Raw genomic sequence first — 11,131 nt, 5'->3', positions numbered from 1 at the left:
GGTGATTGTAGACCCTAAAAACACAAGTCGTATTTGTTCTGATTGTGGTAAGAAAAATCATGAATTTGATGGTTTAACACAATCACAATGGCTAGGTACACGTAACTGGACGTGCCCTTATTGCCACAAAAACCACGATAGAGACATAAACGCTAGTTTAAATATTTTAAATCGTGGTTTAAATCAATTAAATATCCAGTAGGCTAGGAACTAGCTTGGTAAGATAGCTAAGTTCTGTGAGTTGGGTTTTGGCATACCATATAACATCCTAAACACTACTTAGTGTTCCCAGAAACCCGTCACTTTAGTGACGGTGTAGTTCATTACATTGATATTAATGCTCCATTTGTAAACGTGTATGTTGCTTCTCGCTATACTGAAACGTATGAACAAGAAATTGAGGAAGCTCAAAAGGGACACTTAGCGTATGCTTATGTTTACAATGTAGCTAACCCCGTATTTTCTGAGTATGGAAGTGTACAAGTTAACAAAAACTTAATTAGAATTAATTAAAAAAGCCCTGCAAAGGGGCTTTTTCTTCAAGTAGGTATGTAAAATGGGGGGTGTTTTAAAGTACGTTTTAAAAAACGTCCATTGACAAAAGAGAACAGAAAGAGTAGAATTCATTGCAAGAAGTAGATAGAAAGGGGATTAAGATGAACATAACAGTAAATTTATTAGAACAAAACCTTGACCTAACATTATCAGCATGGCTTGATAAGTTGATTTTAGCGGGATGGATTAAAGAGGAAAACCGAGAAGCTTTGTTAGAGCTTGTTATGGTAATCACAGCGGAAGCTATGTATGATTTTACAGGTGAATCTAGTGGGCCACGGATTAACTTTAATTTTATGGAAGATGCCAACAAGATTAATATTCATCAGGAAGTGGACTTTGTAAGAAGCTTAAATAGTATTGGCTTTCAGAATAAGGACACACTCCCTAAGAATTTAGCGGACTACAGAGTACCAGACGATCCTAAACGGCCATTTGAAGATAGACCAGAAATTCAGGAGGCCTACGACCATGTGTTATCTGGAGACTTTTCAGAACGAGATGCGCAACTGGTAGCAGAAAATCCACCATCCCCAAAAATTTATATCAGATTAGATAGGGGGGAGATTAGACCTTTCATATTAGATCGAAAGCCCCCATTTAATTCCTCAGGCGTTTATAGACAATTAAAGATACGTAAATACCTTTCCGAGCAATTAGAAAGCTGTATTATGTCTAAAATTGCTTTAGAGAGCGATATGCTAGTTAAAAAATCTAAGACGAAGGGGGCTTACAGACTTTTAAACGATATTATGATTAGTTCGACTTTGACGGGGAAGTACGATGATGATAAGAGTGATAAATATTTTGAAATTAAGCTATCAACTGAAGGTGAAGTATCAAGTAACTTTTTCGATGAAATAGGAGCTCTGCTAGTTCCACTAGGGGTAGAGGTTATCTCAGAAGAAAAAGGGCAAGAGAAGGTTTTTTATGAGATTAGCTTGCCAAAAGAAAGGTTTAAATTACCTGATACGTTACAGCGAAAATTATAAAAGTGGATTAGGTTTACAAAAGGAAAAGGGGATTAAGATGAAAGTTATCTTAAATGTAGTAGATGAACAAGGAATTATGTTTAAGCAATTTGAGGATGATTTTCCAGAAATTGAACATCCGTCCGTTGTAATTGATGCAGAAATTGATCCTGAACGTCACTTATTGATGATTGATAATAACTATTTGTGGGGAAATAGGAATTTCATGGTAGTAGGATCAACAACCGTTAATAACGAACGTGAAGAATGCAAGTATATTGATTATCAGAGTCATGAGGACAATTTTTCGGTGATTTTTTGTACGGATGATGTTTTCTTTGTGGACGATCAGTACATCGAGCAGTACCTAGAATGTAAAACAATCGCTAACTGGCTAAATGGTTGTCTAAATGCTTTAAATCATGAAGACAAACTTAGTGCATAAGCCGGTCAACAGACCCGTTATTAAAATAACGGGCTTGCAATGTAAATTGTAAGCATGGTTGATTAGCCTCAGTATTAAGTTACTACGTTACCACTGAAATTAGGTACTCCGGGATGCCACCCTAGTCTCGGACTCTACGCTTGCTTATTAAACAGGGCTGAGGTCAGGCCCAGTGTAAGTGAGATTTAAAACCAGTGGCTAACATTGGCGAAGGGTACACACGCATTGCTCTTCGGGGATAATGCGACTTATAACCCATTAAAGAAAGGGGTGGGCCAAGATGTCACAGAAAAAAGTTGAACATATTTATGTAGTAGACTCCAGAGGCGAACCAGTCATGCCCACTTCTCGTTTAGGCATGGTTCGTCGGTGGTTGAAATCGGGACAAGCGATTTGGTACGGAAATAGTAGGAATACTATCCAATTTGTAAGACCGATTACTACAAACGCTCAGGAGCTAACCTTAGGTGTTGATGCAGGTTTCCACTTAGGTTTATCGGTGGTCGGTAACCAACGTGAATACTATGCGTCTGAGAGTGTCAGAAAATCTGAAAAGGACAAGATTACTGCTAGACGTGAATACCGTCGTACCAGAAGAAACCGGTTGCGTTATCGTAAGCCACGTTTTGACAATCGCAAACGTCCTGATAGTTGGTTAGCACCATCAATTCAGCACCGGTTGGATTTTACGATTAAAGAAATTAAACGTTTATATAATTTCTTGCCAATTAGCAAGTTAGTCATTGAGGTGTCGCCCTTTGACAATCAAAAATTGTTAAATCCTAACATTAAACCATGGGAATATACTCAAGGCAAAATGCAAGGATTTAAAGATGTAAAAGACTACTTGCTAGCAAGAGATGTCAATCGTGATGCTTTAGACGGCAAAATCTATCCCGCTAGTCAGTTGCGAGTACACCACTTAGTCCAACGTAAGGACGGCGGTACTAACCAACCAGATAATTTAGTTTTGCTATCTGACCGTAACCATAACCAAGCTAACCATAATAATGGCGTATTAGCAAAGTTAGCTCAAAATAGGCAGAATTCGATTGATTATAAAGGTGCTTACTTCATGAGTATTTTAGCTAGTCGGTTACCTAATTATTTTGATAGTTATATTGAAACTCAAGGCTATATAACTGCCAATTTGAGAAAATTATATGGCATTGAAAAGTCACATCTGAATGATGCCTTTGTAATTGCCGGTGGCACAAATCAGTACTTACGCACCAGTAACGTGTACTCACGCACTAAAGTTGCTAATAATAATCGTAGTTTACAAAAGTTCTATGATGCGAAATATATCGACAGTCGTGATGGCAAGAAGAAGTCTGGTAAAGAATTATCTTCTGGTCGCACTAGACGCTCACGTGAAATTAATTATGATAATCAACGGATTTATCGTCAAGAAAAGGTTTCTAAAGGACGTGTATCTATTAGACGACAACACTATCAGCTGAGACCACATGATATTATTAGAAACTTAAAGACAAACAAAATTGAAATCGTTAAAGGTGTTATAAATAACGGTAATTCAGTTTTATTTCAAACTGGAAAATCAGTAACGACTAAGAAAGTTAAATGTTTATATCACATTAACGGATTAAGAGAGGAAAAAATTTAGAAATTATGTCATTTAAAAAAGACCCTTTTGGGTTTAAAAGTAGAGGGGCAATTCATCACCTGAACAGAGTTCAGGAGTCTTCTTGCCCTCGTGATAAAATTAGGGATGAAACAAGAAAAGGACGGTCATTCAACCGTCCTTTTCTTTAGTTTTAAATAACCCCCGTAAATAGTTGTTCTCCCTCTTTTAACGTGTTTAAGTCCTTTTCTTTATCTTCTTCAAGGACTTCTGCTACAAGCTTGTTAGGAGTTTTAAGGGTTAATTTATGCGCCCATGGAGAGTCATCATAGACTACAGGGGCAGTTTGTTTACCTGTGATGTAATCATTAGCAAGGACAAGATTTTCAAGGAAAATATCTAAGCCCTTATCCATAGCCTCATCAGTAATGCTCCAAACGTCAATGCGTGGGGAGCTTTCCTTAGTTGCGACAATGTAAGTGTAGTCAATTTCATAGTCTGAATACCCGTTATCTTGTAATAACTGGCGGTAAGTTCCTGCTTGAACTGGGAATAATTTATCAACGTGCCATACCACGCTTGTCCTAGAACGTGTGCCATCTAATAATTCACCCCATTCAATCCCATTTTGAGTAGGTGCGACTTGTTTTGAAGTCGATACAATGTACTTTCTTGTTAGCATCATCAACAAACATTAAATCAAGTTTCCCCTTGTATTTAATACCTTGATATTCAGAAGTGAACGGGGTTTCTGTGAACATTTTCAGCTCTTTAGATGCTTTAACTAAATATAGAAATGCTTTTTCCGTTTTAGAAGAATAAGACTTTAGTCCATATTATTAATGTAGTGAAGAGGGATATTTATATATATGTGAGGACGTAAGAATGTTGATATATCAAATAAAAATTAAGTATCCTAATATCGGTGTTTTATGCACTAATAAGTTTTGTTATTTTTTGTCAAATAAAATTTATCAATAATATATAGTAATAAATAAAAATAATAAAAAATAAAAAATAATGCCTTTTACTCGTAAAAACGTTGACAATTCAACAAAATAGATATAACATATGAAATATAGTTAGATAGAGCTATGATAACGAAAAAGAATTGAGGTAACAAAGAATGAGCAAAATTATTTTTGGAATTGATTTAGGTAATAAGCAGACAAAATTATATGATGGCACTCATACTTACGTTATGCCATCATCCTTATTACCGGCAAGTAAAGTAGAAGGTGGCTTCTCACTGGGGAAGTCGGATAATATGACAAAATTTGAAACCAAGATCGCAAAAGGTGGGTCTTGGTACTGGGGCCAAGGTATTCTCACGTATAGTAAGGATGAACTTACAGACTCGCTTATGCACGATAACAAGCGGTATTCATCCCGTCCTTACCAAAATCTGTGTGAATTATCCCTAGGTCAACTAGGAAGGAACTATGTAGAAGCCAAAGACGGGGTTTTGACCGTTGATTACGTTATTGCAGGTCTCCCTAGTGATGACTGGGAAGCTAAAGGAGATGCAAACGTCAACGAAGTGAAAAAGAACTTCATTGGGAAGCATCTGATTAACGTTGATGGTGAATCCTTAACGATTGATGTTAAGGACTGCTTAGTGTTATCACAATCCTTTGGAACGTTGTTGAGCATTGTTTTTGATGGTGCAACGTTTGATGGAAAAAAGGAAAATACTTTCACTAAAGAACAAGTTGAACTTTCTCAGACAATTCAAGGAGGAACGATTGGCGTCGTTGATATCGGTGGCGGTACGGTTCTTCTTGATACGTTAAAGAATCACAACCGGTCAAGTCAAAACCACAATCAATATAAAGTGGGAGCTAATACTTTATATGAAAATATTGCTAATGCTGTTGGGACAGAACATAATTTTACGGCTGATGTTCAAACAGTTGAATTGGCTCTCAGGGATGGATTAGAGGATGGCGAATTTGCTTACAAGCGATCCGCACTGAACGTATATGATATGACAGATATCGTTAACCAACAAATTGATGACTGGTCTTATGACTTAGTAGATAAGATCCGTCACACATTCTCGAATTTGGGTGATATGGACTTACTCTTAATTACAGGAGGCGGTTCTGAATTGGTTAATAAGGAAATCATCGAAGAAGAATTCGACGGTAGTGTTCATGTTAAATTTGTAGAAAATCCAGAGGTTGCTAACGTCAAAGGATTCTACTACCAAGGTCAAATTCTATCTATGGATGCAAAATAGGGATGTGTAGACTATGGCAAGAGCTAAATCAAAAAGCAATGCCTCATCTAAGACTAAGACAATCTCGATTTCATTATCACGAAATGATAGTGATATTTTAACTTTCTTGGATAGGCTAGGAGAGGTGACGGGTCTTAATCGTTCTGTTCTTATCAAACATGCTGTGCGTGAGTATAGCAAAGAGATTATGAGAACAGGAACAATGCAAATTCCTATTAACCCTGCTGTAGTTGGTTCGGGGTCTTTGATGGAATTTGTAGCTCCTGAGTCGCAAGTTGAAGAACAGGTAACGGTTAAATCTCAAAGTGAGCCACAGAACACGCCTCTCAACACAGAAGAAACAGTTACAGATGAATCTACAGAAAATACTGTAGAACAACCTGCTAAAAAGCGTAGAGCAAGGCGAGAAAAGGATGAGCAAACCATTACCGTATCTGACGACATGTTTAAAAATATGCTTGGGGCGGGGATGAAAGTCAAGTAGTCCTGCTCACATCAAAATTACCAAGTGGGCATCCCAGATTATGAAACTGGGATGTTTTTTAATTTTATAAAGTATGGTTTACTTCGTCTGTAATACTTATTTATTAATCTGAAAACACTATTTATATAAGTGTTTATGGCGAATTTTTTTACCAATAAATATAGAAAATTGTTATTAGGTACATCCATAAGTTTTAGAAAAAAATATATGGGATGTTAGTTGAAAATTAATCAATTCCATAAATGTAAACTAATTAACATATAAGAAAGTATCAATATTTAATCCAAGTTATTTCTGTAAGTTACATTGACGAGGTATACTACAGTCGCTTAAACTTAAAGAGATTTAAGATAGAAAAATAGCGAAAAGAAAAGTCTAGTAAAAACTAGATGAAATTTGTGAAGGGAGAAAAGTAATATGGTTCGAAAACAACAAAGTGAAGAAAGGTTTTTGAGAGACAAATTAATTCAAATTGCTAAAATTGTGGGGATGAATAATGTTGACATTGCAAAGGTTTTGGGATTAACACCTCAAAAAATTGGAATGGTAGATATTAATGATAATCCACCAGAAATCAATGCCTTTATTGAGGGAATTATTTTCACCTATTCTAAACCTGATGAAGACGGAATGGTGTCACCAACCCTAAAGGATTTAAAAGAAAATTACACACCAGAACACTACATGAAGTGGGTTAAGAATGCGTCAGATGTTTCAATTCGTACTGAACGTAGCAGAATTTACAGTGTTTTACGGGAATCTAATCCAGAAGATAAAAATTTCATTGTGATGCTAACGTCAATTAACGCACTGTTATTGCGAGAATTGGATATCAGAAAATACACCCGTCTAGTAAAAGAGTCTGCCACCTTAAAAGATGCAGAAAGACGATATGATGCTAAAAAGCGTCAGTTAGCTAGAGAATTGGCTGAAAACGTAGAAACTAACCGCAAAAAAGAAATTCATGCAGAAAAGAAAGCTGAAAAGGCAAAGATGGAGTCGGACAAACGTATAGCTGCTCTTAACGAATTGGTGGCCAAACGTGAGGAAGAAGTTAGTCAAAAGCGCAAGGAATTAGCGAGAGAAATTAGAAATGACCGCTCAGCATTAGCTAGAGTTCGAGCAGAAGTTGATAAGGCTAATAGCGAGCAAGAGGAACTTTTGACAGAGCTTGAAGTAACCAAAGCTGAATTGAAGCAAATTCAAACTCAAATTGAAATGGCTAAATCTAAGCTAGAAGAACAAGAAAAACCTAGTACAGGCAAACGACCTGCTAAACGTGTTAAAAGGCGTGCTAAAAAAACAACCACTGAGAAGACAGAGGTTAAGCCAATTGACGAAAGCAAAAAGCCAATCAAGGTAGATAACGCCGTAGCAGATGCTCCTAACACAGTTGATTTTGCGGATTATGTTTTTAGCAAAAACAAGGAATAGAGTAGCCTTGGAAGTATAATCCAATCATTGCTGAAAGCCCAGAGAGAGATCTCTGGTTTTTTTGTGTCCTGATATATCTATATCATATTTAATATTTTATTATTTTATTATTTGATATTTTAGAGGTGAAAAAATCTAGTTATATCAAGGGATACAGAGATTAAGTGCTGACAGATTTTGCGAAAGTGCCGACAGATTTTGCGAAAGTGCCGACAGATTTTGCGAAAGTGCCGACAGATTTTGCGAAAGTGCCGACAGATTTTGCGAAAAAGTGGACAGCACTATAAATTTGTCGGCTTTAAATGAGTTTGAAAATTTTAAGTAATACCTATTTTTTATAGAAAAAATCAGCTATAATGTTGATATATAAACGAAAACTGAAAGTGCCGACAGATTTTGCAAAAGTGCCGACAACGATTGTTTTTTGTCGGCTTTAAGGAGGTTGTTCCAAAAATGGATAAAAATATTAATAAATTAGAGAAGCTTAATCGGACTAAATCGTACCAAGATAATCAGTTAATTTCTGCAGTCGCCCAAATGGAAACGCTTCCTCAAAAGTTATTTGAAATAGCTGTGGGAGCGATAAATCCGACTGGAGATGCGAATGAAAATCGGATAGTAGAAATAAGGCGCTCTCTGGTAGAAAGTTTTTTACCTAAAACGGGAGAAATTAAGAATTATCAACTTGAAGAGGTAATGAGAAAACTTGTCAAAGAAAGTGTATTCTCTTTTGAAACTTATACACCAACAGGACGTAAAAAAAGTATTACTATTGCTCCAATCAGCTATATTGAAGTTGAGGAAAATGGAGACTTTATCAAGTTAGAATTTACAGATAAAATTTTACCGTTATTGACTGATTTAAAGCGGGATTACACTCGCTTGAATGTTCAGGATATCGGGAATCTCTCAAATACAAGTAATATTTCGATTTATAAGTTCCTCATGAAATCGTACAACAAATACGAGAACTATAAAAATAAAGGCTCAAGAACGAGGGGACAGCTCAAAGAAATACTTAATCCAGAAATCTATTTGGACGATCTCAAGAGGCTAACAAATACCTTGGGGATGTACGCTAAGTTCAGTGATTTTGAGCGTAGAGTTTTAGCAACTGCAGTAGATGATATCAACAGGAGTACCAACTTAGATATTACGTACACAAAAGAACGGATAGGACGTAGGATAGGTAAGATTGTTTTTCACATTCGAGATAAAGCAAACTTGGAAATTAATGATTTGCAGAACTCAGGTGATGATCCAAAGGAAATCACGTCTCGACAAGAGTTTGCTATCCTGTTCGGAAGCCAAATTTTACCGTTTGAAATGACACAAAATGAGGATGCGTTATTTGAGTTAGTACCCGTTTTGAATCGTTATAAGGCATTCATAGAAAAATACGATGCCTTAGAATTAACAACGCATCTCATGTATGTCAAAAAACATATGAGTGGGAATCCAAAGAATCTCAATAATTATTTGATTACCGCCTTGCAAAATTATGAACAGATGATTACAGGGAATAATCAGGTTAGGAACCAGAGCCAAAGAAAAACAACTAAGCGAAGGTTAATCCAGAAAGAAACCTTACCAAATTGGGCAAAAGAGGGATATGTAGTTCCTCAAATGAGTAAAGAAGAATCAGAAGCATTAGTCCGTAAAGAGAAAGAATTAAAAGAGAAGCTTGCTAGGTTTAGCGTAACTAATAAGCTAAAAAAAGGAGAACCCTTATCCGAAAGGGAAATCGCAGATATTAAAAAATACGGCTTCGACGTTGATGAGTTAGTGAAAGAAAAATAAGTATATCGTTCTAAGCTTGTATTTTGCGTTTTAACGCTTTGAGATTATTTTGGGGCAATTATCAAAGATTAGATTTAAAATCCGCGAGACAACAAAATATACGGGTTAAACGTGAAGTTAAGAAAAATATAGTCAGGAGACCAAGAATGTCAAAAAAAAAATTAAAAATACCTGTTAGAGTTGAGTATCATGATCGTTTGAAAATCGTTAGGGATGTTCTAGATAAGCGTAAGACCAGAAACGAGGTCAAAGAAGAATATGGTATTTCATCCTATCAAGTATCAACATGGATAAAAAAATTCAAAAAAGGTGGGGAGCAAGGCTTAGTTTTTAAGAACGAAGCATCCCCAGTCATAGATATTGATGCAAGTATCTTAGGAAAATTAGAGATGCTATTGCCGTTTTTTTATCAAGCTAAAGCTTCAGAGACAGATAAGAGTCAGGATGAACAACTAGCATACAAGGCTAGTGTAGGAACAATCGCAGAATTAGCTAAATCTGCCGATATGAGCGTTTCTGTGTACAAGAGACTAAGTAGACGGATTTCTGATTTAGAAGCGCCAGAGGACAAAATAAAGGAACTAGAGAGCGTATTGACTGTTAAGGGGCTTAGAGGGATGGTTAAATTTGTTAACGGCCGTTTAGAAGCAATCAGACGAGGTGAGTTACCTGATAGAAAGAAAAAACTATCTAAGCAGTCTATAAACAAGGCTAAGAGGGATAGAGAGAAACGGGAACTATATGCTCAGAAGAAAGACGAGTTTAACTCCGATTGGGATGACTGGGATTAAACGCAATATTTGTCAGAAAGGGATGAAGAACCGTGAAAATTAGAGTGCCACTTGAGCCTCAGGGGGCTAAAAGGCCTAGGGTCAACAGCATGATTAACAACGCTTATTATGACAGTAAGTATCGCAAATGGCTTGATGAAGCTATGAAATGGGTTGAAGATTATTTGGGCCAAACCGATTATGCTCTTGTTGAAGAATTACTGGGTAAGGATAGGAATGGAAATCAGTACCGAAATACGCATGAAATTAAAGGGTTTAGACGGATAGAAGATGTTGAGTACAAGATAGACAAAGAGAGAGGTAAAAAAGTCGTAAAGACCAAGAATGTAGGTTTAGACCAAGACGGCCGGCCTATCTTAGATCAAGACGGGTACGTTATCTCTAGATATGGACAAAAGATGCCTATTTTAGGACAAATTAGGGATGATTATCTAGGTATTAAGGTCAGAATTATGTTTATCTTACCTAGGAGAAATAGCAGAAAAACAACAGAATTTGACCGCCCTTTTCCCGTAGACTCAAATACGGCAGATATTGATAACTACACTAAGGCAATTCTAGACGCATTTTTCGAGACGCCTATCTTTAAAGAAACGGGGTTAAATGACAGACATATTCAGTCTTTGTTTGTGCAGAAACGATATGTAGATAAGGACGAGGAAGCGGGTATTTTGTTAGAGATGAAACCCTTGTAATCCCCTTTTATAAAGGTTAGCAGACAAGAAAACCCATGTTTTTAAACATGGGATGAATTGTTGATAAGCTAACCGAACTTAGTTAGTTTTTTAATGATTTTTGCATTTGGGATTCAATATATTGTTTGG

The 11,131-nt window shown here is 36.4% G+C and carries 13 protein-coding genes; 12 read left to right on the top strand and 1 reads right to left on the bottom strand.

Going from position 1 to position 11,131, the window contains the following annotated elements; translation table 11 throughout:
- From JCM10991_RS14995 to iscB, 5 genes are all read left to right on the top strand, one after another.
- Nucleotides 1–202 (top strand): zinc ribbon domain-containing protein (locus JCM10991_RS14995; protein WP_155889648.1); only part of this gene is annotated, 202 nt, incomplete at its 5' end.
- Nucleotides 203–282: 80 nt separating this feature from the next.
- Nucleotides 283–513 carry a hypothetical protein gene (locus tag JCM10991_RS10225; protein WP_025021413.1) on the top strand — a complete coding sequence of 77 codons (231 nt, stop codon included), beginning with the start codon at nucleotides 283–285 and terminating at the stop codon, nucleotides 511–513.
- A gap of 113 nt (nucleotides 514–626) precedes the next feature.
- Nucleotides 627–1,547, top strand: a complete 921-nt coding sequence (locus tag JCM10991_RS10220) for a hypothetical protein (RefSeq protein ID WP_155889647.1) — start codon at nucleotides 627–629, stop codon at nucleotides 1,545–1,547.
- 37 nt (nucleotides 1,548–1,584) lie between these two features.
- Nucleotides 1,585–1,971 (top strand): hypothetical protein, encoded by a 387-nt coding sequence (locus tag JCM10991_RS10215; RefSeq protein ID WP_155889646.1) that lies wholly within the window; start codon nucleotides 1,585–1,587, stop codon nucleotides 1,969–1,971.
- A gap of 280 nt (nucleotides 1,972–2,251) precedes the next feature.
- On the top strand, nucleotides 2,252–3,598 hold the full coding sequence (gene iscB, locus JCM10991_RS10210; RefSeq protein ID WP_025021410.1) for an RNA-guided endonuclease IscB: 1,347 nt from the start codon (nucleotides 2,252–2,254) through the stop codon (nucleotides 3,596–3,598).
- A gap of 151 nt (nucleotides 3,599–3,749) precedes the next feature.
- On the opposite strand, the gene JCM10991_RS10205 is transcribed toward iscB, so the two are convergent.
- A complete protein-coding gene (locus JCM10991_RS10205; RefSeq protein WP_025021409.1) occupies nucleotides 3,750–4,241 on the bottom strand; it encodes a PD-(D/E)XK nuclease family protein in 492 nt (163 codons plus the stop codon).
- A 441-nt stretch (nucleotides 4,242–4,682) separates the two neighbouring features.
- Between JCM10991_RS10205 and JCM10991_RS10200 the strand changes: the two genes are divergently transcribed.
- The 7 genes from JCM10991_RS10200 (at nucleotide 4,683) to JCM10991_RS10170 (ending at nucleotide 11,002) form a co-directional block, all read left to right on the top strand.
- Nucleotides 4,683–5,798 (top strand): ParM/StbA family protein, encoded by a 1,116-nt coding sequence (locus JCM10991_RS10200; protein WP_025021408.1) that lies wholly within the window; start codon nucleotides 4,683–4,685, stop codon nucleotides 5,796–5,798.
- 13 nt (nucleotides 5,799–5,811) lie between these two features.
- Nucleotides 5,812–6,282 carry a hypothetical protein gene (locus tag JCM10991_RS10195; protein ID WP_025021407.1) on the top strand — a complete coding sequence of 157 codons (471 nt, stop codon included), beginning with the start codon at nucleotides 5,812–5,814 and terminating at the stop codon, nucleotides 6,280–6,282.
- A gap of 417 nt (nucleotides 6,283–6,699) precedes the next feature.
- Complete coding sequence (locus JCM10991_RS10190; protein ID WP_025021406.1) at nucleotides 6,700–7,716, top strand: hypothetical protein; 1,017 nt, start codon at nucleotides 6,700–6,702, stop codon at nucleotides 7,714–7,716.
- A gap of 164 nt (nucleotides 7,717–7,880) precedes the next feature.
- Nucleotides 7,881–8,003: a hypothetical protein gene (locus JCM10991_RS16240; protein ID WP_263640316.1), complete on the top strand. Its 123-nt coding sequence runs from the start codon at nucleotides 7,881–7,883 to the stop codon at nucleotides 8,001–8,003.
- A gap of 166 nt (nucleotides 8,004–8,169) precedes the next feature.
- Nucleotides 8,170–9,516, top strand: coding sequence for a replication initiation protein (locus JCM10991_RS10180; protein WP_025021405.1), 1,347 nt, complete (start codon nucleotides 8,170–8,172; stop codon nucleotides 9,514–9,516).
- Between the two features lie 146 nt (nucleotides 9,517–9,662).
- The gene (locus JCM10991_RS10175; protein ID WP_025021404.1) at nucleotides 9,663–10,307 is read left to right on the top strand and encodes a helix-turn-helix domain-containing protein; all 645 of its coding nucleotides are present in this window, start codon (nucleotides 9,663–9,665) and stop codon (nucleotides 10,305–10,307) included.
- Nucleotides 10,308–10,396: 89 nt separating this feature from the next.
- The gene (locus JCM10991_RS10170) at nucleotides 10,397–11,002 is read left to right on the top strand and encodes a RusA family crossover junction endodeoxyribonuclease (RefSeq protein WP_162149522.1); all 606 of its coding nucleotides are present in this window, start codon (nucleotides 10,397–10,399) and stop codon (nucleotides 11,000–11,002) included.
- The last annotated feature ends 129 nt before the right edge of the window (nucleotides 11,003–11,131 follow it).

Source organism: Ligilactobacillus equi DSM 15833 = JCM 10991, assembly GCF_000615765.1.
GTDB lineage: Bacteria > Bacillota > Bacilli > Lactobacillales > Lactobacillaceae > Ligilactobacillus > Ligilactobacillus equi.
Note: the sequence above shows the minus strand (reverse complement) of the source record. Positions and strands in the feature narration are given on the sequence as shown.